The organism is Arthrobacter sp. TJ-265 (assembly GCF_058269135.1).
Map to the genome: position 1 here is coordinate 500,631 of NZ_JBZCND010000002.1, position 22,556 is coordinate 523,186.

General features: G+C 68.9%; 23 protein-coding genes. 13 read left to right on the forward strand and 10 right to left on the reverse strand.

Going from position 1 to position 22,556, the window contains the following annotated elements:
- Nucleotides 1–142: 142 nt before the first annotated feature.
- Nucleotides 143–901, reverse strand: a complete 759-nt coding sequence (locus AC4D2E_RS10865; protein WP_490952630.1) for an SDR family NAD(P)-dependent oxidoreductase — start codon at nt 899–901, stop codon at nt 143–145.
- Between the two features lie 125 nt (nt 902–1,026).
- Here AC4D2E_RS10865 and AC4D2E_RS10870 point away from each other — a divergent pair, with 125 nt between their 5' ends.
- A complete protein-coding gene (locus AC4D2E_RS10870) occupies nt 1,027–1,320 on the forward strand; it encodes a GNAT family N-acetyltransferase (protein WP_490952631.1) in 294 nt (97 codons plus the stop codon).
- Here AC4D2E_RS10870 and AC4D2E_RS10875 read toward each other — a convergent pair.
- The gene (locus AC4D2E_RS10875) at nt 1,317–1,895 is read right to left on the reverse strand and encodes a TetR/AcrR family transcriptional regulator (RefSeq protein WP_490952632.1); all 579 of its coding nucleotides are present in this window, start codon (nt 1,893–1,895) and stop codon (nt 1,317–1,319) included. The two genes, AC4D2E_RS10870 and AC4D2E_RS10875, sit on opposite strands and share 4 nt — an antisense overlap.
- 94 nt (nt 1,896–1,989) lie before the next feature.
- Between AC4D2E_RS10875 and AC4D2E_RS10880 the strand changes: the two genes are divergently transcribed.
- A complete protein-coding gene (locus AC4D2E_RS10880; RefSeq protein ID WP_490952633.1) occupies nt 1,990–2,823 on the forward strand; it encodes an alpha/beta fold hydrolase in 834 nt (277 codons plus the stop codon).
- Nucleotides 2,824–2,901: 78 nt separating this feature from the next.
- On the opposite strand, the gene AC4D2E_RS10885 is transcribed toward AC4D2E_RS10880, so the two are convergent.
- Together AC4D2E_RS10885 and AC4D2E_RS10890 are read right to left on the reverse strand one after the other, a co-directional pair.
- On the reverse strand, nt 2,902–4,083 hold the full coding sequence (locus tag AC4D2E_RS10885; protein WP_490911104.1) for an NAD(P)/FAD-dependent oxidoreductase: 1,182 nt from the start codon (nt 4,081–4,083) through the stop codon (nt 2,902–2,904).
- Nucleotides 4,084–4,288: 205 nt separating this feature from the next.
- A complete protein-coding gene (locus AC4D2E_RS10890) occupies nt 4,289–5,023 on the reverse strand; it encodes a glutamine amidotransferase (protein ID WP_490952634.1) in 735 nt (244 codons plus the stop codon).
- A gap of 77 nt (nt 5,024–5,100) precedes the next feature.
- Between AC4D2E_RS10890 and AC4D2E_RS10895 the strand changes: the two genes are divergently transcribed.
- On the forward strand, nt 5,101–5,820 hold the full coding sequence (locus tag AC4D2E_RS10895; RefSeq protein ID WP_490952635.1) for a VIT1/CCC1 transporter family protein: 720 nt from the start codon (nt 5,101–5,103) through the stop codon (nt 5,818–5,820).
- A 213-nt stretch (nt 5,821–6,033) separates the two neighbouring features.
- Here the strand turns inward: AC4D2E_RS10895 and AC4D2E_RS10900 are convergent, their stop codons facing one another.
- Together AC4D2E_RS10900 and AC4D2E_RS10905 are read right to left on the reverse strand one after the other, a co-directional pair.
- Complete coding sequence (locus tag AC4D2E_RS10900) at nt 6,034–8,049, reverse strand: MFS transporter (RefSeq protein ID WP_490952716.1); 2,016 nt, start codon at nt 8,047–8,049, stop codon at nt 6,034–6,036.
- A gap of 89 nt (nt 8,050–8,138) precedes the next feature.
- Complete coding sequence (locus AC4D2E_RS10905; RefSeq protein ID WP_490952636.1) at nt 8,139–8,687, reverse strand: MarR family winged helix-turn-helix transcriptional regulator; 549 nt, start codon at nt 8,685–8,687, stop codon at nt 8,139–8,141.
- 250 nt (nt 8,688–8,937) lie between these two features.
- Here AC4D2E_RS10905 and AC4D2E_RS10910 point away from each other — a divergent pair, with 250 nt between their 5' ends.
- The 4 genes from AC4D2E_RS10910 to AC4D2E_RS10925 all read left to right on the forward strand — a co-directional run bounded on the left by AC4D2E_RS10910 (nt 8,938) and on the right by AC4D2E_RS10925 (nt 12,882).
- Nucleotides 8,938–11,355 (forward strand): FdhF/YdeP family oxidoreductase, encoded by a 2,418-nt coding sequence (locus tag AC4D2E_RS10910; RefSeq protein ID WP_490952637.1) that lies wholly within the window; start codon nt 8,938–8,940, stop codon nt 11,353–11,355.
- 291 nt (nt 11,356–11,646) lie between these two features.
- Nucleotides 11,647–12,033: an SHOCT domain-containing protein gene (locus AC4D2E_RS10915; protein WP_104168667.1), complete on the forward strand. Its 387-nt coding sequence runs from the start codon at nt 11,647–11,649 to the stop codon at nt 12,031–12,033.
- A 57-nt stretch (nt 12,034–12,090) separates the two neighbouring features.
- The gene (locus tag AC4D2E_RS10920) at nt 12,091–12,552 is read left to right on the forward strand and encodes a DUF6325 family protein (RefSeq protein WP_104168668.1); all 462 of its coding nucleotides are present in this window, start codon (nt 12,091–12,093) and stop codon (nt 12,550–12,552) included.
- A 12-nt stretch (nt 12,553–12,564) separates the two neighbouring features.
- Nucleotides 12,565–12,882 carry an SHOCT domain-containing protein gene (locus AC4D2E_RS10925; protein ID WP_490952638.1) on the forward strand — a complete coding sequence of 106 codons (318 nt, stop codon included), beginning with the start codon at nt 12,565–12,567 and terminating at the stop codon, nt 12,880–12,882.
- Nucleotides 12,883–13,036: 154 nt separating this feature from the next.
- Here the strand turns inward: AC4D2E_RS10925 and AC4D2E_RS10930 are convergent, their stop codons facing one another.
- Entirely contained in the window at nt 13,037–13,549 is a 513-nt protein-coding gene (locus AC4D2E_RS10930) for a hypothetical protein (protein ID WP_146067488.1), read from the reverse strand.
- Between the two features lie 215 nt (nt 13,550–13,764).
- On the opposite strand from AC4D2E_RS10930, the gene AC4D2E_RS10935 reads away from it, so the two are divergent.
- Entirely contained in the window at nt 13,765–15,060 is a 1,296-nt protein-coding gene (locus tag AC4D2E_RS10935; RefSeq protein WP_490952639.1) for an MFS transporter, read from the forward strand.
- Between the two features lie 4 nt (nt 15,061–15,064).
- Here the strand turns inward: AC4D2E_RS10935 and AC4D2E_RS10940 are convergent, their stop codons facing one another.
- Both AC4D2E_RS10940 and AC4D2E_RS10945 read right to left on the reverse strand, forming a co-directional pair.
- On the reverse strand, nt 15,065–15,379 hold the full coding sequence (locus tag AC4D2E_RS10940; RefSeq protein ID WP_490911002.1) for a DUF6457 domain-containing protein: 315 nt from the start codon (nt 15,377–15,379) through the stop codon (nt 15,065–15,067).
- A gap of 118 nt (nt 15,380–15,497) precedes the next feature.
- Nucleotides 15,498–16,616 (reverse strand): AraC family transcriptional regulator, encoded by a 1,119-nt coding sequence (locus AC4D2E_RS10945; protein WP_490952640.1) that lies wholly within the window; start codon nt 16,614–16,616, stop codon nt 15,498–15,500.
- Between the two features lie 69 nt (nt 16,617–16,685).
- On the opposite strand from AC4D2E_RS10945, the gene AC4D2E_RS10950 reads away from it, so the two are divergent.
- The 4 genes from AC4D2E_RS10950 (at nt 16,686) to AC4D2E_RS10965 (ending at nt 20,696) form a co-directional block, all read left to right on the forward strand.
- Nucleotides 16,686–18,206 carry a flavin-containing monooxygenase gene (locus tag AC4D2E_RS10950; protein WP_490952641.1) on the forward strand — a complete coding sequence of 507 codons (1,521 nt, stop codon included), beginning with the start codon at nt 16,686–16,688 and terminating at the stop codon, nt 18,204–18,206.
- Nucleotides 18,203–19,054, forward strand: coding sequence for an SDR family NAD(P)-dependent oxidoreductase (locus AC4D2E_RS10955; RefSeq protein ID WP_490952642.1), 852 nt, complete (start codon nt 18,203–18,205; stop codon nt 19,052–19,054). The genes AC4D2E_RS10950 and AC4D2E_RS10955 overlap by 4 nt, the downstream gene beginning before the upstream one ends.
- Nucleotides 19,051–19,956: an alpha/beta fold hydrolase gene (locus AC4D2E_RS10960; protein ID WP_490952643.1), complete on the forward strand. Its 906-nt coding sequence runs from the start codon at nt 19,051–19,053 to the stop codon at nt 19,954–19,956. Before AC4D2E_RS10955 ends, AC4D2E_RS10960 begins: the two co-directional genes overlap by 4 nt.
- Before the next feature lie 176 nt (nt 19,957–20,132).
- Nucleotides 20,133–20,696: a dihydrofolate reductase family protein gene (locus AC4D2E_RS10965; RefSeq protein ID WP_490952644.1), complete on the forward strand. Its 564-nt coding sequence runs from the start codon at nt 20,133–20,135 to the stop codon at nt 20,694–20,696.
- 36 nt (nt 20,697–20,732) lie between these two features.
- Here the strand turns inward: AC4D2E_RS10965 and AC4D2E_RS10970 are convergent, their stop codons facing one another.
- On the reverse strand, nt 20,733–21,719 hold the full coding sequence (locus tag AC4D2E_RS10970; protein ID WP_490952645.1) for an alpha/beta hydrolase: 987 nt from the start codon (nt 21,717–21,719) through the stop codon (nt 20,733–20,735).
- 185 nt (nt 21,720–21,904) lie between these two features.
- Here AC4D2E_RS10970 and AC4D2E_RS10975 point away from each other — a divergent pair, with 185 nt between their 5' ends.
- A complete protein-coding gene (locus AC4D2E_RS10975) occupies nt 21,905–22,522 on the forward strand; it encodes a GNAT family N-acetyltransferase (RefSeq protein ID WP_490952646.1) in 618 nt (205 codons plus the stop codon).
- Nucleotides 22,523–22,556: the final 34 nt, after the last annotated feature.

A 22,556-nucleotide genomic window follows, 5' to 3' on the forward strand; every position in this document is an offset into this window, starting at 1 on the left:
CGATCACCGCAGGTAGGACCCGCCCCGGCGCCTCCCGCGGGTCAGACGCATAGCGACAACCACCGCAGGTAGGACGCACCCCGACAACTCCCGCAGTAGGACGCACCCCGGCGCCTCCCGCCGGCCGGACACACCGCGCCGACTACCGCAGGTAGGACGCCCCGTTGACGTCCACCACGGTGCCGCTGACCCAGAGCGGAGCATCGATTGCGAGCCAGGCGACCGTCTGCGCCACCTCTTCCGGCGTCGCGACACGGTTGAACGGACTCTGTGCGCGCACCGCGTCACCACCCGGACCGTCGAGCACGGTTCTGCCCATGTCGGTCTCGACGAACCCCGGTGCGACGGCGGCCGCGAGGATTCCGCGGGGAGCGAGCGCTACGGCGAGAGACTGGGTCATGGAGTGGAGTGCCGCCTTGCTCGCGCCGTAGGCCGACGTGACGGGTTCACCCCGGTAGGCCCCGCGTGACCCCACACTCACAAGCCGTCCACCCTCCGGCCCCGCCGGTCGGTCCAGGAGATGCCGCGCGACGAGCCAGGCCAGGTTCGCGGGCCCCAGGAGGTTCACATCCAGCGTGCGGCGCCATGCTCCCTGCCAGTCCTCGAAGGACACGGCATCGATGGGGTGCGCCACGAACATGCCGGCGTTGTTCACCAGGACGTCGAGACCACCCAGTCCGCCCACGGCCCCGTCGACGATGCGCCGGCAGGCCTCGGGGTCGCCGACATCCCCGACGACCACGACGTGACCGTCCCCTGGAAGCCCTTCGCACACAGCGGTAGCGGCGTGCTCATCACGACCGGCGTGGACTGCGACGCGGTGTCCACGCCCTGCGAGATCATGGGCGATGGCCGCGCCGATGCCCCTGCTTGCACCGGTCACCAGAATGTTCGAGGTCATGGTTCAGACCGTACATCGTGGGCGGCGGCACAGCGGGGAGGCCTGCTCCTCCGCAGGAAAAGCGAACGCCGCACCGGCTGCACCTGTTGGTTGACCCCTGCCATCACGGATGCAAGGGTGACGGGATGAGCACCGATTCCACGGACGTCCAGGTCAACCACAACGAGGCCGAGAGCCGCTATGAAGCCACCCTCCACGGCAACCCCGTAGGCACTGCCGCCTACGAACTGTCCGACGATGCGATCACCTTCACGCACACGGTCGTGGATCAGGGCGTCGAGGGTCAGGGAATCGGAAGCACCCTCATCCGGTACGCGCTCGACGACGCCCGCGGGCAACACCTCACGGTCGTCCCGCAGTGCGAATTCGTGGCGGCCTTCATCGAGGACAACCCCGACTACCAGGACCTGACGGCCTAGGCCGCTCCCCTGATCCCTTCACGCAGGGCCGCGTCGATGAGTACCTCCGCCGCCCGGCGCGCCTGACCCGCAGCCTCCGAGGAACCGGCGATCGCCGCCGTCGTCTGCGCGCCTTCAGCCAGGATCGACAGTTGCGGCGCCAGGTACGGCGGAGCGCCCGCCGCCTCCGCCAGGTCTCCGACGTACTCCTGGAACGACTCCTTGTGCTTTCTCGCGTACTCGGCGACCTCGGGGCTCATGGCACCGAGTTCAGCGAAACTGTTGATGAAGCCGCAGCCGCGGAAGGAGTCCTCGCCGAACCACTGCGCGAGGTAGTCGAAGATCGCGAGGAGCCGGGCCCTCGGACTTCCCGCCGCGCGGACCTGCGCATGGAGCCCCGCGGCCCAGGACCGGTGCCGGCGTTCGAGGACGGCCATCACGATGCTGCTCTTGGACGGGAACTCCTGGTAGAGCCTCTTGAGCGAGACGTGCGCGGCGGCGCGCAGCTCGTCCATGCCGACAGCCTGGATGCCCTTCGCGTTGTAGAGCCCGTCGGCGGTCTCCACGATGCGGCTGCGGATCTCGGGGCTCGTCATCTATCCATTCTACTTGAATTGAGAACGAACGTTCTCTATATTGGCCACCGAGGGAGAACGGACGTTCTCCCCGCTCGAGATAAGGACCACACACATGGGCTTCATCAAGGTCGGCACCGAGAACAGCACGGACATCGAGCTCTACTACGAGGACCACGGCGCGGGCCAGCCCGTCGTCCTCATCCACGGATATCCCCTCGACGGCGGCTCGTGGGAGAAGCAGACCGCTGCGCTCCTGACCGCCGGGTACCGCGTCATCACCTACGATCGCCGCGGCTTCGGCCGGTCCAGCAAGCCGACGACGGGCTACGACTACGACACCTTCGCCGCGGACCTGAACATGGTCCTGGAGACGCTCGACCTCAACGACGCCGTCCTCGTCGGCTTCTCGATGGGTACGGGCGAAGTGGGCCGCTACATCGGCACCTACGGCGAGTCCCGCGTGGCGAAGGCCGTCTTCCTCGCGTCGCTCGAGCCGTTCCTGCTCCAGACCGACGACAACCCCTCCGGCGTGCCCAGCTCGGTGTTCGACGGCATCCGGAGTGCGGCAGTCGAGGACCGCTACGCCTGGTTCACGAACTTCTACAACGACTTCTTCAACACGGACAACTTCCTCGGCAACCGCCTCAGCGAGGAAGCACTTCGCAACGCCTGGAACGTCGCCTCGGGGGCGTCCTGGTACGCGTCGTTCGCCGTCGTCGATTCCTGGCTGACCGACTTCCGCAGCGACGTCGGGAAGGTCACCGTCCCCGCCCTCATCGTGCACGGCACCGACGACCGGATCCTCCCGATCGATTCCACCGGCCGCGAGTTCACCAAGCGCCTCCCCTCCGCCGAATACGTGGAGATCGAGGACGCCCCGCACGGCATGCTTTGGACACACGGCACCGAGATCAACGAGATCCTGCTCCGCTTCCTGTCGAAGTAGGCCACGGACCGACGACGGGGCGCCGGCACACCCGGCGCCCCGCCGTCGTCCGCGGAGCCGTCCGCGCCGGAGTGACGGTCAGGCGCGGCCCTTCAGGATGAGGTTCCAGTAGACCTTCGGCAGCACGAACCGCTCCAGCACATACGTGAGGCGTCGTTCGCGGGCGAGATCGTCCCACCCCGGCACCGTCGGCATCGGAGCGTACTTGTCATCGAACTCCGAGAAGACCACGGTGTTGTGGCTGACCACGAACGGGCAGGCCGAGTAGTGGTTGTACTGCGCGGTGGGCTTCTTCCCCTTGCGCACGGCCCGGAGGTTCTTCGCGAGGACCGTCGTCTGCATACGCAGCGCAGCCCCGGACTTCGAATTGAGCGTCGACGCGGCATCGCCCAGGGACCAGACGTTGGGGAAGCGCGGATGACGGAGGATCACGGGGTCCACCTCGACGAAGCCCGTCCGGTTCCCGTGCGCCGGCAGCTCCGTGGACTTCAGCCACTCGGGAGCGGACTGGGGCGGCACCGCGTGGAGGATGTCGTAGCCGAGGGTCTCCGAGATGCCGCTGGCGGTGTTCGTCAGCTCGACGGTACGGCCCTCCGGGTCCACGGAGGCGAGTTCGGTGTTGTACCGGACGTCGACGCCGTATTCCTCGATCTTCCTGTTGAGTTCCTCGTCGATGATGTCCATGCCGAAGATGGTGGGCGTGGACACGGCGAGGACCACGTGGATGTCCTTGAGCACACCCTGGCGCTGCCAGTAGTTGCAGGCGAGGTACATGGGCTTCTGCGCCGCGCCGTCGCACGACGCCGGTCCGGGCGGCTGGGTGAAGACGACGGTGCCGCGGGTGAGGTCCCGGAACAGCTTCCAGGCCTTGGGCGCGAGCTCGTATTCGTAGTTCGACGCGCCGTGCGGCCCTTCCATCGCCTCCTTGAGCCCGGGGATGGCGGTCCAGTCGTTCTGGATCCCGGGACAGACGACCAGGTGGTCGTAGGTGACGGCGCTGCCGGAGGCGAGCAGCACCGTGTTGGAGCCGCTACTGACGTCCGTCGCCTTGTCCTGGATCCAGGTGATCCCCCGCGGCATGACCTCTGACTGCAGGCGCACGGCCTCGAAGGCGTCCGCCGTGCCGCCGGCGATGTGAGAGAAGAGCGGCTGGTAGAAATGCCGGCTCCGCGGTTCGATCACGGCGACATCCTTGAACCGGTACCTGCGCAGCCGCCCGGCCAGGGAGACGCCGGCGTTGCCACCGCCGACGATCAGCACCTGGTGGTGGCGCTTCTCGCCGGGTTCCGGCGTGACGGGGACGGTGCGGCCGGCCCGTGCGGTCTTCGTGCTCGATCTCGTGCGGAAACGGATGACGGCTACCTCTTCTGTGTCGCCCTGCGCGGCGTGTCTTCCGACAGTACCTCCCGGCACCGCCCCTCGTCAGGACGCGTTTCCATGGTGGCGCGACCTGCTGAAGCGCTCCTCAGTCCCGCGCGTACCGCCGCACGAACGCGCCGAGGATGGCTGCCGGGTGGTCCACGGCGGAGGCACGTGCCCGCTGGATGTAGTCGTCGGCCTCCTCGGGCGGGAAGTACCCTGCGTACCTGTAGGTCCTGATCCGGCCGATGAGCGCCTCGACGTCGAGCTCGGGGTGGAACTGGGTGGCGTACACGTTCTCGCGCACCCGGAACATCTGCACCGGGCAGGTCGCCGAGGACGCCAGCAGGACCGCCGACGACGGCAGCGTGGCGCACGCCTCCTTGTGTCCCACATAGGCGGAGAACGACGACGGCAGCCCGGCGAGCAGCGGGTCCGTCCGGCCGTCGTCGGTGAGGGTGATCTCGATGGCGCCGATCGGCTCCCCATACGTCGAGTCGATGACGGCGCCCTGGTGCCGACCGAGGGTGCCGACCCCGTAACAGGCGCCGAAGAACGGGAAGTCCTCGGCGACCACCGTGTCGAGCAGCCGGCCGAGTTCGCTCTCCACGCGCAGCTGCACGTCGCCCTTCGACTCCTCCGGGTCCGAGGAGTTGAAAGGGCTGCCGCCGAGGAAGATCCCGGAGTAGTCCGCGAGATCGAGCTCGGGCAAGGGCCCGGACTCGAGCCGGACGCGCCGCAATTGGCCCTCGGTAAGGCCACCGAAGCTCAGGAAGCTCTGGAATTCGGCGTCGGCAGCGTAGTCGTCGACGCGGGTGGCCAGGAGCAGGAACGGTTTCACTCCTCGATGCTACTGGGGGTGGCAAGGCAAGCCGATCCTCCGTAGCCGGGCGAGGGGTGCGATGCTTTACTGCTTCCATGACGGATATGCCGGTCCAGCGCAGCGAGCCTCATGACAGTGGCGTGGCGGGCCGCCTGAACTGGTTGCGTGCTGCGGTCCTCGGAGCGAACGACGGCATCGTGTCCACTGCCGCGACCGTCGTCGGCGTCGCCGGCGTGACGAACGCGGTCGCACCCATCCTGGTCGCGGGGACAGCCGCGGTGGTCGGCGGATCCGTGTCCATGGCGCTGGGAGAGTACGTCTCCGTCAGCAGCCAGAAGGACAGCCAGGAAGCCCTGATCGCGAAGGAGCGCCAGGAGCTCGCGGAGGATCCCGACGGCGAACTCGCCGAGCTCGCGGGTCTGTACGAGCAGAAGGGGCTGACTCCCGGGACGGCCCGGCAGGTCGCTGCCGAGCTGACGGAGCATGATGCCCTCGCAGCCCACCTGTCCGCCGAGCTGAACATCGACGAGCTCGAGGTCGTCAATCCCTGGCACGCGGCGTTCGCGTCTGCGGCGGCGTTCGCGGCCGGTGCGGTCCTCCCCCTGCTGGCCATCCTCCTCCCGCCCGCCGAGTTCCGGATCCCGGTCACCTTCGTGGCGGTCCTCGTCGCCCTGGCGATCACCGGGGCGATCAGCGCCCACGTGGGCGGGAGTTCACGACGCCGCGCGACGATCCGCCTCGTGATCGGCGGAGCCCTGGCCATGGCCTTCACCTATCTCGTCGGATCGCTGCTCGGCACCACCGGTATCGCGTAGGCGCACGGCTGCGCAGACCTCCGGGCAGGTTTCTGCCGGTCGCCGGGCAGGTCCGGCAGAACTGGCCGGTCCGGCACTCGAATTACCCGACACCGCAGGCGCCCGGCCCGATGGACGAGGACCAGCCCTCATGACGCCAGGCCACCGGGATCACCCGGCGGCCTGGCGTACTGCTCGTCCTACTGCTGGTACTGCTGCTCCTGCGGATCAGGACTAGCGGTCTGCCCCGGCGCGGTCCTCGACATGCACGTCCGCTGCGGAGAGCCCGGATGATGCGGACAGCTCGTCCAGCACGGACAGTTCAGTCAGTTCGTCCAGCTCTGACAATTCGGTCAGCTCCCTGGCCGACAGTTCGGACAGTTCCCTGGCTGCACGGTCCACATCGGCCCGGTGGATCTCCACCGGACCGGCACTGTGCCGGCCGTGGGACGGCTGGACGGCCACGACGTCGGACTCGCCCACCGTCCGACGCCCATCGGCGTCGTTCCGGTCCGAAGCGGCCGCACCCTGGTGGTCGACGCCGGCGGCCGGCCGCACATCGGCATTGATCGACAGCACATCGACCCGGGCGTCCGACGACGCGCCAGGAACCGAAGCGCCGAACCGGGCGTCCGACGACGCGCCAAGGCCCGAAGCACCGGGCCGGGCGTCCGACGGCGCACCGGCGACCGACGGCGTCGCACCCGTCGCCGCGGGTGACATGGACGCCGCCGGACCGGCCGGCGCGGCCTGGGCGAAATCGACCGTCCGGCGTAGCGGGGTCTCCCTGATGAACAGGACACAGCCGAGTCCGACGACAGCGATGACCGCGGTGATCAGGAAGATCAGCGCCGTGCTGTCGCCGTAGGCGGCCCGCACGATGTCGGCGATGGGCGCCGGCAGGTCCACGAGGTCGAGCGACCCGCCCGCCGCACCTCCACTGACGGGGATGCCGGCAGCAGCAAGCCCCTCGGTGGTCCTGGTCTCCACCTGCGTACCGAGGATGGCACCCAGGACGGCGACGCCGGCCGCCCCGCCCATGGAACGGAAGAAGGCGACGGACGCACTGGCGGTGCCGATGTCCTTGACCGCCACGGTGTTCTGGACCGCGAGGACGAGGTTCTGCAGCAGGAGTCCGAGGCCCAGGCCGAAGACGAAGGTATAGATGCCCACGACCCACAGTTCGGTCAGGTGGTCGATGGTCCCGGCGAGACCGAGCCCTGCGATGAGGAAGAGGGAGCCGGCGACCAGGAACCGCTTCCACTTGCCGAACCGGGTCACGAGCAGCCCGGCGCCGATGGAACCGATGAGGTTGCCGGCGATCATCGGCATGGTGAGCAGCCCGGCCTCGGTGGGTGTCGCGCCGCGTGCCACCTGGTAGTACTGGCCGAGGTAGCTCGAGCTCGCGAACATGGCGACGCCGACAGTGATCGAGGCGATGATGGCGAGGGCCGTGGTGCGCTGGGAGATGATCTTCAGCGGGATGATCGGCTCGGTCACCTTCGACTCCACCACGAGGAGGAGGGCGAGGAGGATGACGCTGCCGCCGACCATGAGGGCGCTATCACGGGAGAACCACTCGTAGTAGCCCTCCTTGCCGGCGAAGGAGACCCAGATGAGGAGCAGGCTGACGCCCGCCGTGAGCAGGATGGATCCGAGCCAGTCGATGCTGGCCTTGCGGCGCGTATCCGGGAGCTTCAGGGTGACCTGCAGCAGCACCAGGGCGATGATCGCGAGCGGCACACAGACGAAGAACGTCCAGCGCCAGCCGAGGGGCGAGTCCACGATGAAGCCGCCGAGGAGCGGGCCTCCGGCCGTCGCCACGGCCATGACGCCGCCCATATAGCCGGAGTACCGCCCGCGCTCACGCGGGGCGATGATGGTGCCGATGATCGCCTGCGCCAGGGCGGTCAGGCCACCCATGGCGACACCCTGGATGACACGGGCCGTGAGGAGCAGCGGGATGGTCTGGGCGAACCCCGCCAGGACCGACCCCGCCACGAAGATCACGATGCTGAGCTGCACCAGGACCTTCTTGTCGAACAGGTCGGCGAACTTCCCCCAGATGGGGGTGGTTGCCGCATTGGCGAGCAGTGCGGCCGTGATGACCCAGGCGAAGTCGGTCTGCGACCCGTTGAGGTCGCTCATGATGGTCGGCAGGGCGTTCGCGACGATCGTGCTGCTGAGGATCGCCGTGAACAGACCTGCGAGCAGGCCTGTGAGGGCCTGCAGGATCTGCTTGTGGCTCATGGGCTCGCCGGCCCCGTGGTGGTGCGACGTCGGGACCGGTTGCCGGTCGGAGACCCCGACTGCCTTCGTTCGGGTGGGATGGGTGGCCATCAGCGTTCTTCCTTCATGATCTCGGACGCGGGGTCCAGGTGGGAACGGCCGTCGTTGCCCGTGCTGTCGAGTGCTGTGTGTGGTGCTTCAGGAGGTGGTGCGTCGGGCGGTCCGGCCGACCGCAACGCGAGTGTGAGGTGCCGGACGGAGAGCGACGCCGCTTCGGCCTCGCTCTCCGTCCACCCGGACAGGACCTCCCGCAGGGTCTTTGCCCTGCGCTCGTACGTCTCAGCAAGACACGCGCGACCCCGCGGTGAGAGCGAGAGCAGGCACGCCCGCCCGTCCAGCGGATCCGGGGCGCGGACCACGAAGCCGTACTGCTCGAGGTCGGCGAGCTGCCGGCTGAGGGCGGACGGGCCGATGCCGAGCCGGGCAGCCAACGCAGATGCTCGCAGCGGCCCACCCTCATCGATGAAGAAGAGGACCCCCGTGTGAGCCGGACCCAGCTCCGAGTACTTCATGCCCGCCGCTGTGACCGCTCGCAGCGCACGCTGCAGGTCGAAGATGTTGTGCACCAGTTCTCCGGCGGTGGACTGTCCTACGGACATCGAGACTCCCGACTCATATACTTCGTTGCTCTAAGTAACGTTACTCCCGTCATTTCGTTAGGTCAACTAACTAAACCGGGCGCGCCGGCGTCGTTCATCGCACGAATGCGGTCTCCCGAGTCAAACCGCGCCGGCCAGGCGTGGAAGGCTTGCGGCCCCACCCGGTAGCCTGTTAGGCCTGAGGTATCAGGGCGGGTGGACCACCTGTCGAGGAGTGCCCATCCCTGGGCCACGAAGGAGGACGTCCGCGATGACGCGCAGTGAACCCCGTGTGAACGAAGTCGACGAGAAGGACATCGAGGTCTCGAAGGGGCCCAAGGACTGGGCAGCGGGCCTCCCCGGCGTCTACTACTCCATGAAGCCTGCGATCGAGCACATGGGCGTGAAGCGCACCCTCCAGACCGTCCTCAAGATGAACCACAAGGACGGCTTCGACTGCCCGAGCTGCGCCTGGCCCGACCCCGCCAAGCGCAAGACCTTCGAGTTCTGCGAGAACGGCGCCAAGGCGGTCACCTGGGAGGCAGCGCCCGTGGTGATCTCCTCGGACTTCTGGGCCGAGAACTCGATCACCGATCTCCGTGAGCGTTCCGAGTACTGGCTGGGCATGCAGGGACGCCTCGTGGAGCCCGTGTACAAGCCCGCCGGCGAGGACCACTACCGGCCCGTGAGCTGGGACGAGGCCTTCGAGATCGTCGGCAACAAGCTCAAGAGCCTCGACGCCCCGGACGATGCCGCGTTCTACACGAGCGGCCGCACCTCCAACGAGGCCGCGTTCCTGTACCAGCTCTTCGTCCGCGGCTTCGGCACCAACAACCTGCCGGACTGCTCCAACATGTGCCACGAGTCCTCCGGCTGGGCCATGGGCCAGACCATCGGCATCGGCAAGGCGACCGTCACGTTCGACGACTACGCCGACGCGGACCTCATCATCGTGATGGGTCAGAACCCGGGAACGAACCACCCTCGCATGCTCACCGAGCTGGAGGCCTGCAAGGAGACCGGCGGCCAGATCGTCGCCGTGAACCCGTTGCCCGAAGCCGGCCTCAAGCGCTACAAGAACCCCCAGAAGGCCAAGGGTGTCGCGGGCAAGGGCACCGAGATCGCCGACCAGTTCCTCCAGATCCGGCTCGGCGGCGACATGGCCCTCCTGCAGGCCGTCTCCAAGCGCGTGTTCGAGGCCGAGGCGAAGAACCCGGGGACGGTGCTGGACCACGCCTTCCTCGAGGAGCACTGCGAGGGCCTCGACGAGCTGCGCGACTACCTGCTGAAGCTCGACGACGCCACGGTCATCGAGGCCACCGGCCTGCGGATCGAGGAGATCGACGAACTCGCTGCCCGCTACCTCGCTGCCGACAAGGTGATCATCACCTGGGCGATGGGCATCACGCAGCAGAAGAAGGGCGTCGCCACCATCAAGGAGATGATCAACCTCCTGCTGCTCCGCGGCAACATCGGCAAGCCCGGCGCCGGCGCCTCCCCCATCCGCGGCCACAGCAACGTCCAGGGCGACCGCACCATGGGGATCTGGGAGCAGATGCCCCAGACCTTCATGGACGCCCTCGGCAAGGAGTTCAACTTCGACCCGCCCCGGGAACACGGCGTCGATGCCGTGGAGTCCATCCGCCGCATGCGGGACGGACAGGTCAAGGTCCTCGTGGCGCTCGGCGGGAACCTCGTCTCGGCGATCTCCGACACGCAGGTGGCGGAGAAGGCCTTCGAGAACACCGACATGACGGTGCAGATCTCCATCAAGCTCAACCGCTCCCACCTCATCACCGGCGAGGAGGCGCTCATCCTCCCCTGCAAGGGACGCACGGAGATCGACCGTCAGGCCACCGGCGAGCAATTCGTCTCCGTCGAGGACACCGTGTGCGCCGTCCACCCCTCCTGGGGCAGCGTCGAACCCGTCTCCGACAACCTGCTCTCCGAACCGGCGATCATCAGCCGACTCGCCCGCGCAACGATCGACGGCAAGATCGACGCGGACTGGGAAGGCTTCGAGAAGGACTACGACCTCATCCGCGAGCACATCGCCAACGTGGTCGAGGGCTGTGAGGACTACAACCAGAAGATCCGCCGGGAGGGCGGCTTCATCATGGCGAACGGGCCGCGCGACTCGCGGACGTTCAACACCCCCACGGGCAAGGCCGTCCTCACCGTCAACGACCTCGAGTACCTCGAGCGCCCCGAGGGCACGCTGATCCTGCAGTCGCTGCGGTCCCACGACCAGTGGAACACCACCATCTACGGTCACAACGATCGCTACCGCGGCATCAAGAAGGGCCGCCACGTGGTGTTCATCAACCCCGAGGACGTCGCCGAGCTGGGCCTGGAGGACGGCCAGAACGTAGACGTCCACGGCGTGTACGACGACGGCGTGCAGCGCGTGCTCCGCGCCTTCCGCGTGGTCTCGTACCCGACGGCGCGCGGCTGTGCCGCCGCGTACTACCCGGAGGCGAACGTGCTGGTCCCGCTCGACGAGGTCGCCGAGGGCAGCAACACCCCGAGGTCGAAGCAGATCATCGTCCGCTTCGAGAAGAGCACCCACACGGCGCCGTCGTCGCACGACCACGTCGCGACCGTGCAGGCACACGATGTCGAACCGGACGGCTTCCCGACCAACGGCACGACGACGCCGGCGAAGAAGGCAGAGGCAGCGAACGCCTGACAGCACCTTCCAGGAGCAGTCAGGCGCCGACAGGAGGGCGCGGCGGATGTCCCGCCGCGCCCTCCTGTCTGTCCGGATCCCGACTGCCATGTCCGGATCCCGACTGCCTGGTCAGCGCTCAGCAAGACCACACGCGCTGTCCATACGACGCCTCCCAGCGAGGCGTCGTGATCGCTCGCGCGGCGGGACCATCGACCCTGTTTGATCCCTCCCGGGCCCCCTAGCCTGATGCCAAGGTGTGGTGTGCACTCCCGCACTCGGCACCCATCGGGCTATACGAGGAGATCTGTCATGGACGTTCTGGAAGGCATCTGGGATTTCGTCTGGTTCTTCTTCTGGACCTTCGCCTTCATCGCGTATCTGATGGTCCTGTTCTCGATCATCGGCGATCTGTTCCGTGACCACGAGCTGGGCGGATTCGCGAAAGCGGTCTGGCTGATCTTCCTCCTGTTCCTCCCGTTCGTCACGGCACTCGTCTACGTGATCGCACGCGGGCAGGGCATGAGTGAGCGGCAGATGAAGGTGATCCAGCAGCAGCAGGAGTACGAGACTGAGCGCATCCGCTCGATCGCCGGTGTCAGCTCCGCCGACGAGATCAGCAAGGCCGCGTCCCTGTACCAGAGCGGAGCGATCACGGCGGAGGAATACGAGTCGCTGAAGGAGAAGGCCCTCCACTAGCGGCATCCCGCACGACCGGCACCCCCTGTTACATACCGATCTCCAGGAGGAACTGCAGTGACCACGACACCCACGTCAGCAGTCGACGACGAGACTCTCGTCGCCCCGATCGATTTCGTCCTGCTCGAGTTCTCACCCGAGCGCCTGACCGGCGAGGCCGCCCCCGCGCTCATGGACCTCGTGGAGCGAGGGGTGATCCGCCTCTTCGACCTCCAGATCGTCCGCAAGGCGGAGGACGGGAGCGTCGACGTCATCGAGCTCACCGACCCTATCTCCGAGAGCGGCGGGTTCTCCTCCTTCACCGGGGCATCCTCCGGGATCCTCGGAGTCGAGGACATCGTCCAGGCGACCGCTGCCATGAGTCCCGGCACTGTGGCGGCGCTCATCGTCTACGAGAATACGTGGGCCGCGCGGTTCGTGGCCGCGGTCCGCGCGAGTGGTGGCGAACTGATCGCCAGCGCACGCATTCCCGCCACCGACATCATCGAGGCGCTCGACGCGCTCGACGAGACCAACTGAGGAGATCACGACATGCCAGGTCTACTGCGCGGGGTAGCCCGCACCGCCGTCGTCGCCGGCACCGCCACCGCCGTGAGCGGACGGGTGCAGCGCCGACAGGCCGCCAAGTTCGCCGACCGCGACGCGCACACCGCCGCCGACCGCAGCCGGGCCTACGAACAGGACATGGCCGCGCAGGAACCGGAGTACGCGGACGCCGCCGAACCACCCGCCGCGCCGGAGCCCGCCAAGGACATGATCACCCAGCTCCGGGAACTCGCCGCCCTGAAGGAGGACGGGATCCTCACCGAGGAGGAGTTCGCGGCACAGAAGGCCAAGCTCCTCGCGTGATCGCCCGGCGGGCTTGATGACCCGGCAGCGGCTGACGGTCGCCCTTCTGTCCACTCAACGGCTGTGGCCTGCCTTCGCCGCCGTCCGCCCTCGTTCGGCAGACTCGTGTGCGCTGCTCCTCGGGTGATACATGTCGGCGCTCTGTCCGCGACTCTCAGTGGATGATCACTTTGAGCCCGATCATCGCCAGACCGAACAGGGCTGTCGTCACAGCGCCGAGGATGCGTACCGGCACCGGAGCCCGGCGCTTCGCGAAAGCGAGATAACCGAGCACCGCAAGGGCGGCAACCTCCGCCCACAGCGCGAACCACATGGCATTCTGGTCGTCGATGACGCGGGTCGCCCCCAGCAGAAGGATGGCAGCCGGGATCGCCGCTCCGATGACGAGACCCGAGGACCGCCGCACCGATGCCCGGAATGCCGTGTTCAGTTCCACGCGGTCGTGGCGACCGACGTTCAGGTGTGCGAGCGTCCCGGCATAGATATGGGCAGCGAAGAACACCACCACCGTTCCCGCCACGGTCCAGAAGACCGCCCAGCTGCTCTCGCCGTGCCTGCCGGCGGTGACGATGATCCCGGCAACCAGGATCAGGGCGTAGATGGCCTCCTCGGACACGAATCCCGCGTCCATCGCTCGGACTCGTCCAGTCGGTTCTGCCTCAGTCATGGCCACAGGATACGCTGCGTCGATTTCCACAGGGATCCGGACCTGTCGACGGCGCGACCCGATGCACCGGCGATATCTGCGGCCGACATCGACCCGAACGGATCGGGACGCGACCTCCGGATGGGTGGCCGGCATCGCGTCTGGTGATCGAGCTCGCGCACGGCGACTGCGCGGATAGACTGCTGCGGTCGTGACCACAGGGAGGAGTGGACGTCGTGGAGAAGCAGCCGGATACACAGCGGACCCAGCAGACCCAGCAGCCGATCGGGCAGCAGGATCAGCAGCGCCGCGTCCTCCGTGTCCTCGTGTCCGCCCAGGTGCTGGGCGGACTCGGCGCCGGGGCCACGCTGTCCCTCGGTGCGCTGCTCGCGGCGGAGACCTCCGGGTCGAGCGCGTGGTCCGGGATGGCCGCCACCATGGCCACCCTGGGTGCTGCTGCTGCGGCCGTCCCGCTCGCCTCGCTCGCCCAGCGCCGTGGCCGCCGGGTATCCCTGGCCACAGGCGCCGTCGTGTCCGGTGTCGGCGCGGTGCTGGCGATCCTCGCGGCGTCGCTCTCCGCGTTCCCCCTGCTGCTCCTCGCGCTGGTGCTCCTGGGCGTGGGATCCGCGACGGGACTGCAGGCCCGCTTCGCCGCCACCGACCTCGCCACCGAGGCGACGCGCGGTCGGAGCCTCGCCATCGTCGTCTGGTCGACCACCATCGGGGCGGTGCTGGGGCCGAATCTCTTCGAACCCGGTGCGGCCGTCGCACTGGTGCTCGGCATCCCGCCGCTCAGCGGTGGCTTCGTCTTCTCGGCTGCAGCGCAGGTCGGCGCCGCCGCCGTCTATGGGTTGGGACTCCGGCCCGATCCGCTCCTGACAGCACTCGCCCGGCAGGCGGAGGCCCGCCCCGCCGACAGCGCGCCCCCGGAGCGCCGCCGGGGCCTGCGCATCCTGGCCGACAATCCCACGGCCCGCTTCGCCGTGGTGACGATCGCGGTGAGTCACGCCGCCATGGTCTCGCTCATGTCCATGACCCCGGTGCACCTGCACGACCACGGTGCGGGGCTGTCCATCGTGGGGCTGACCATCAGCCTGCACGTAGCGGGCATGTACGCGCTGTCGCCCGTGTTCGGCTGGATCGCGGACCGCTTCGGGAAGACGGAGGGCATCCTGTGCGGGCAGGCGCTCCTGCTCATGGCCCTCGTCACGGCATGGCGGGGGTCGGAATCCGAGGCGTGGGTGACCACGAGCCTGGTGCTGCTCGGCCTCGGATGGTCGGCGTGCGTGGTCTCGGCGTCAGCGCTCCTCACCGGTGCGGTGGGAGCGGCGGAACGGGCACCCGTCCAGGGCTCGTCGGACCTCGTGATGAATCTTGCGGGTGCCCTCGGCGGAGCCCTCGCGGGCCCCGCCCTCGTACTGCTCGGTTACGCGGGCCTCGGCCTCGCGGCCGCGGTGGTCGTCGCCGTCGTCGTGGCCTGGACGCTCACCCGTCTCCCGTCGACACGACGCGGCCTCCCCGCGGACGCGTGAGGCGTCACTGGGCCGAGCCGGTCCAGCCCTTCTGCTCGTTCGTCTGCTCGTCCTTCTCGATGACGGTCAGCACGGTCTTCACGGCCTTCTCGATGGCAGCGTCCGTCTCCGCCCGTCCGTCGGTGGTGACGGTGCCTGCAGCGTAGCCGACCATGAAGGCGCTGATCGCGCCGGCGTCCGCCGTGAGCAGGTGGGAGGTCCGGTTGGCGAGCTCCACGATCCGTGCGTGGTCCAGTTCGAGGTCGAGGACCTGCAGGGCCTGGCCGAGCGTCCGGCTCCAGTCGTTCAGGGTGCGCTCTGCGTCGTCGGGCGTTGCCATGGTGTCTCCTCGGGTCGGGGCGGTCGTGGCTGCCTGAGATGGGCTGCGCCTATCAAGCTGTACCACCGGTACCGCCGTCGTTCAACGACGACACCTCGATCGTCGACTTTCCTTGACTTCACCCGCCTCCGGGGATGCGCCCCACGGACCGAGCGGACGGGGTCGGCTCTCCTCGGAGATCATGACGCCCGGTCCCCGACTCCTCCCTGCCGATGGAGGTACGCTCCGGCTCCACCCCACTGCCGGAGCGCACCGCCCGCGGCGTCGTCCCGTACCACCGGCGGACGCACCGCGTGAGGGCGGACTGTTCGGACAGCCCCACGAGGGCCGCGACCTGCTGCAGCGGCAGGTCCGTCCGGGTGAGCAGCCGCAGGGCCGCATCACGGCGGGCGTCGTCGAGCAGGGACTCGAAGGACGTGCCCTCCGCGGCGAGCCTCCGCTGGAGGGTCCGGGCATGCAGGCCGAGGAGCCTCGCGGCGGAGTCGATGCGCGGTGGCGACGTGCCCAGCATGCGGTCGATGGTGTTCCGGACCTGCGGGGCGACCACACGCCCCGGCTCGGGGAAGTGGCTGTGCAGGTAGTCGAGGGCGATCTCCCGCAGCGTGCCGTCCACCCCGGCGAGCGGGCGGTCGAGCAGGCTCCGGGGCACGCGCAGGAGGGAGGCGGGCTGGCCGAACCTCACCTCGGCCCCGAAGAAGTCCGCGTACCGGGCGGCGGGCGCCTTCGGCAGGTGCGAGAGGTGGACCGAGTGCAGGCCGTACGGCCCGTCCACCAGGAACCGGATCATGCGGTGCGAGAAGGCGAGGATCGCGTCGATGGCCTGCCGCGGTGGATCACCCTCGGAGGATCCGTAGCAGAGGCCCACGTCGCCGGGACGGCCCTCGGGGTCAGCGACGATGGTGAACCGGAGCACCGGGCTGTGGAGGAACAGGAACTGGGAGGCGCACTCCAGGGCCGCGCCCACCGTCGGCGAGTTCTGGATCGCGACCGCGAGGGGGCCGAGGATACCGATGTCCTGGTACTCCGAGATGCGCAGGCCGAGGTCCGGACAGGGCAGAGTGCGGGCAGCCCCCTCGAGGAGCTTCGCCATGGCGATGTCGGAGACGAGGACGTCGTCGCTGTCGATCGCCTCCAGCGGCACGCGGTACTGGGCGGCGAGCGCCGCGGGATCGCCCCCGAACTGCTCGACGACGTCACGGAAGCCGTGCATGCCGGCGGAGCGAATGACGGAACTCATGTCGTCCAAGGGTAAATAACTGTCGCACGAAGTCAAGCCCCGCCTTGACGGTCACGGAATAATGATCGGATGGACACTTCCCTCGAACACCTCGATGTCGTGATCGTCGGAGCTGGCCTCTCCGGCATCGGCGCTGCCTACCGCATCTCCACAGAACTGCCACGCAAGAGCTTCACCGTCCTCGAGGCGCGCGATGCGATCGGCGGTACGTGGGACCTCTTCCGCTACCCGGGCGTCCGGTCCGACAGTGACATGTTCACCCTCAGCTACCCGTTCCGTCCGTGGACCGAGGCCGAGGCGATCGCCGACGGCTCGTCCATCCTGAAGTACATCCGCGACACCGCGGAGGACCCCCGCATCCGCGAACGCATCCGCTTCTCCACCAGGTTGATCAGCGCCGCCTGGTCCTCGGCGGACGCCCGGTGGACCCTCGATCTGGACGTCACGGACGATGACGGCGGCGGGTCCGTCACCGTGGAGCGGCGCCGGCTCACCTGCGGATTCCTCTACCTGTGCAGCGGCTACTACGACTACGACCGCGGGTACGAGCCGACCTTCCCCGGCCTCGAGTCCTTCGAGGGCGAGGTCGTCCGGCCCCAGTTCTGGCCGGAGGACCTCGACTACACCGGAAAGCGCGTCGTCGTGATCGGCAGCGGTGCCACCGCCGTCACCCTGCTGCCGGCCATGGCGGAGGATGCCGCGCACGTGACGATGCTGCAGCGCTCCCCCACCTACATCGCCGCCCTGCCGACCCGCGACAAGTTCTCCGACGCCGTACGCCGCCACCTGCCCGCCGGCCTCGCGCACCGAGTGGCACGCGCCAAGAACGTGGTGTACATGCAGGCGTTCTACCAGCTGTGCCGCCGCCGGCCGGAGCTCGCCAAGAAGTTCCTCCGTATGCAGACCGCACGGATCCTCGGCAATGAGCGGATGGTGGAGGAGCATTTCACTCCGGCCTACGACCCGTGGGACCAGCGCCTGTGCGTGGCACCCAGCGCGGACCTGTTCAAGGCGATGAAGCAGGGCTCGGCGTCCGTGGTCACGGACACCATCGACACGTTCACGCCGCACGGCATCCGCCTGGCGTCCGGGCAGGAGCTCGAGGCCGACGTCGTCGTCACCGCCACCGGGCTCTCGATGCTGCCGCTGGGAGGCGCGACCTTCACCGTCGACGACGCCCCGGTGAACCTCGGCGACTCCTGGGTGTACCGGGGACTGATGGTCAGCGGCATCCCGAACCTCGCGGTGTGTTTCGGCTACACGAATGCCTCGTGGACGCTGCGGGCGGACCTCAGCTCCCGTTATGTCTGCCGTCTCATCCGGTACATGGACCGTAACGGCCACCGCTCGGCAGCGCCCGCCGTCGACGGACCGATGAAGCCGCGGCCCGTCCTGGACCTGACCTCCGGGTACGTGCAGCGCGCCGTCTCGGTGTTCCCCAAGCAGGGCGACCGGCAGCCGTGGATCGTGCGGCAGAACTACCTGCTCGACGCCCCCACCGCACTGCACGGCAACCTCGCGAAGAACATGGTCTTCGACGCGCCCGCACCGCCCTCACCTGTCCCCGACCTCCAGGAGATCCACGCGTGAGCATCCAACCCTTCCAGTTCGCCGGGTCCACCGCCGTCGTCACCGGCGCGGCCGCGGGCATGGGTGAGCACCTCGCCCGCGGCCTCGCCGAGCGCGGCAGCACCCTGCTGCTCGTGGACCGCGACACGGCCCGGCTCGACGCCGTCGCCGCGTCGATCTGCGCCACCCATCCGGGCAGCAGTGTCACGACGTTCACCGCCGACCTCGCGGACCGTGACGCCGTCGAGCGCCTGGCGACCGATCTGCTCGCCGCGACCGACCGCGTGGACCTGCTCGTCAACAACGCCGGCGTGGCCCTCGCGGGCCGCTTCGACCAGATCAGCATGGACGACTTCGACTGGGTCATGGCCATCAACTTCACCGCCCCGGTCCTGCTCACGCACCGGCTGCTCCCGCGGATCGCGCCCGGCGGGCACATCCTGAACGTCTCGAGCCTGTTCGGCCTCGTGGGACCGAAGGGCCAGACCGCCTACTCCGCCAGCAAGTTCGCGCTGCGCGGCTTCACGGAAGCGCTCCGCAACGAGCTGCTCCCCCGCGGGATCGGCACCACCACCGTGCACCCCGGCGGCATCCGGACGAACATCGCCCTCAACGCGCGGATCGGCGGGGACCTCAGCGACCGCGACGTGAAACACGCGAAGGAGGACTTCGACAAGCTCCTCACCTTCCCCGCGGACCGCGCCGCCGAGCTCATGCTCGAGGCGGTCAAGGCGCGCAGGGCCCGCCTGCTGATCGGGCTCAGCGCGAAACTGCCCGACGTCGTCGCCCGGCTGGCACCCATGTCCTTCGGCACCCTCGAGCGCCGCGCCACGAGCCTCGCCCGCCTCGTGGGCAAGGTGCGCCGGTGAGCGCCGTCCGGCCCGGCGTCGGACCGTCGACCGGGACCTCCACAGCAGGGGGTGACGACGGTTACCTGCGGGTGGACGGCGTCCGGGTCCGCTATCGCGACGCGGGCGTACGGGAGAAGCCGCCCGTCCTGCTGCTCCACGGGATCGGCCGGAGCCTCGAGGACTGGGAGGGGCTCTACGGGCGCCTCGCCCCGGACCACCGGGTGATCAGCGTGGACCTGCCCGGCTTCGGCCTGTCCGAGCGCACGGCGGGCCGGTACTCGATGGAGTCGATCGCCCGCTTCGTGATCGCGGCGCTCGACGTCCTCGGCGAACATCGGCCGCTGCACGTGGTGGGCAACTCGCTGGGCGGTGCGATCGCCATGAAGATCAGCGTCCTCGAGCCGCAGCGCGTACGGAGCCTGGTGCTCGTGAACAGTGCCGGGTTCGGCCAGGAGGTGACGATCGCGCTGCGCCTGCTCGCCGTCCGCCCGCTCGGCCGGCGCCTCATGAAGGACAAGTCCCGCAAGGCCGCCTACCGGACGGAGCGCGCCCTGTTCTACGACAAGCGGTTCGTCACGGAGGAGCGGCTCGACCATGCGCAGGAGGTGGGCCGGAATCCCGTGTACGACGACGTGCTGCTCGCCGTCGCCCGGCACCTCGGCACCGTCCGCGGCGTCCGCCGCCGCTGGCGGACGGAGCTCCTCCGCACGGTCGCCGCGCAGCAGAAGCCCACCCTCGTGGTGTGGGGCGACGAGGACCGCATCCTGCCGGCGTCGCATCTCGAGCACGCCCGGACCGTGTTCCCGCACGCCGAGGTCCACCTGTTCGAGAAGTGCGGGCACATGCCCCAGATCGAGCGGGAGGACGAGTTCGACGCCCTCGTCCGGCAGTTCGTGAACGGGGTCGAGGCGCAGGGGTAGCCGGCCCGACAAACCGCCGGAGAACTGCACGTTCCGTCGGTTCTGCCCACCGGGCGCCCTCGCCCGGTGGGCATGGTCGAACATTCCCACCCTGCGGACCCGGCCGTCGGGACGAACGGCCCGGCGCCCGGCATGGGCGCCCTTCCCGCGACGTGGACTGCGTGGTGGAATGGCGCATGACGCGCGTCATCTTCTACACCGCCACCACCCTCAACGGCTTCATCGCGGACGAGCACAACTCGCTGGAGTGGCTCTTCGCCGTCGAACCCCCGCCCCCGGAGGAGTACGAGCGCTTCTTCGACAGCGTGGGCGTGCTGGTGGAGGGCTCGACGACGTACGAGTGGGTGCTGGCCTTCGAGCGGCTGCTGGAGGAGCCGTCCAAGTGGGGTCCGCTCTACGGCGACCGGCCCACCTTCGTCTTCACCACCAGGGAACTGCCTGTCCCGGAGGGCGCGGACGTACGCCTCGTGTCCGGAGACGTCCGGCCGGTGTTCGGGCGGTTGAGCGACGCGGCAGGACCGCGGGACATCTGGGTCGTCGGCGGGGGCGACCTCGCGGGGCAGTTCCTCGCCGCGGGCCTGCTCGACGAGATCCGGATCTCCGTCGCACCCGTCGCGCTGACAGGAGGAGCGCCGCTCCTGCCCCTCCGCGTCGAATCCGACCGGCTGACGCTGCGGTCCGTCGAGCAGCAGGGGCAGTTCGCCGTCCTGACCTACGACGTCGCGGCCGGGGACCGCTAGGCCGCCGTCGCTCAGCGGCGGTTGCGCCACGCTGCGTCAGCCCTGGTCGGCACCCGGGACGTAGGTCTGCTGCCAGCGCCCGAGTTCCTCGAAGAACTGCGCACGGGCCGGCTCCGGCGAGAGCGCGAGGTCGTGGATGCCGCCCGCGATGCGCACGAGGGTGACGAGACGGCCGAGCTTCGGTGCCCGACCGGCGATGTGCGCGACGTCGAGCACGACGTCGGTCGACGAGATCCGCGCGGGCTCCTTCACGGGATTCGAGGTGGCGTCCGAGCACGCGATGAACACCGGGCAGTCGATCGCGAGCCCACGGTTCAGTTCCTTGTGCCCGCGGCGGATGGCCCGCAGCCAGCCGGCGACGACGGGGAAGCCGCTGTGAGGCTTCCACGCGAGGTCGTACTCCCACTCCCCTCCCGACTCCCGGTGCAGGTACCGGCCGTAGGCGGAGCCGAGCTTCCCGACGACGGCACGCGGCCTGAGCGTCCCGAGGCGGTGCACGGCCGCGGTGCCGAGGGTCCGCTGGAACAAACTCGCGTTGAGGTCGAACCAGGGGCTGTTGAGGACGAGGCCGTCCACGATCCCCTGCCCGTGACGGCGGTGCGTCCACAGGGACGTGACCAGGCCGCCCGTCGAATGGCCCATGACCACGAGGACGTCGTGCCCCTCCTCCTCGCGGATGATGCGTGAGGCCTCATCGAGTTCCTCGTCGTACGCGTCCAGCGACGTGATGTAGTTCGGCGTCTGATGCTCCCGGAGGGACCGGCCGTACTTCCGGAGGTCCAGCGCGTAGAAGTCGAAGCCGGCGGCCAGCCAGGCGTCGGCGAGGTGGGTCTGGAAGAAGTAGTCCACGAAGCCGTGCACATAGAGGACCGCCCGGCGCGAGCCGGCGGGGAGGGTCCGGCGCACGAGCGTCGCGACGACGTCGCCCTCCTCGTCGGGGCGCAGGGACAGCGTCCGTACTTCGTAGCCCGCCCCCAGGATGTCCTCGCGGTAGGCGTCCTGCTGTTCTGTCTCGGTTCTCATCATGATCCTCGTCGATCTGTTCCTGCCGGACGGGCTCCGGTGCGGCACGGGCGACCCGCAGGGCATCGTTCACCTCAGGCAGGACCGCCGTCACCAGTGTGGCATCCGTCACCTCCACACCGCCGCCACCGCACCATCGCGGCTTCCGGTCCACGCCCCGTTGCCGTTCGGAATACATTGGCATCATGAGTATCGACAGGACCGTGGACAGGGCGCGCGACACCGGCACAGGCACGGGCACGGGCACGGGCACGACCATCGAGATCACGGCGGCGACAGCGGCCGACGCAGCACAGCTCGCCGCCGTCGCAGCCGTCACCTTCCCCCTGGCCTGCCCGGCCGACTCCCTCCCCGAGGACATCGAGCGGCACATCGCGACCCAGCTCTCCGCGGAGCGCTTCACCGCGTACATCGACTCCCCCCGGCACACCGTCCTCTGCCTCCGCGAGGGTGATCGCATCGGCGGCTGGAGCATGGTGGTGCTGGACCAGCCCACGGATCGGGACGTCCTAGCAGCGCTCTCGATCTCGCCCACCGTGGAACTCAGCAAGTTCTACGTCCACCCCGACCACCACGGTGCCGGTGCGGCCGCAGCCCTGATGCAGCGGACGCTGGAGCTCGCCGCCGGGTCGGGACTGCCGGGGGTGTGGCTCGGCGTGAACCAGGAGAACGCGCGGGCCCTCCGCTTCTACACCAAGCACGGGTTCCGGCGCGTGGGGACCAAGCGCTTCCGGCTCGGCGAGCGCTTCGAGGACGACTTCATCATGGAACAGGCGCTCCCCGACGGGGCGGGGAACGCCTGACGGGCGACCAGCCTGCGCCGGGTGACCGCCCGGA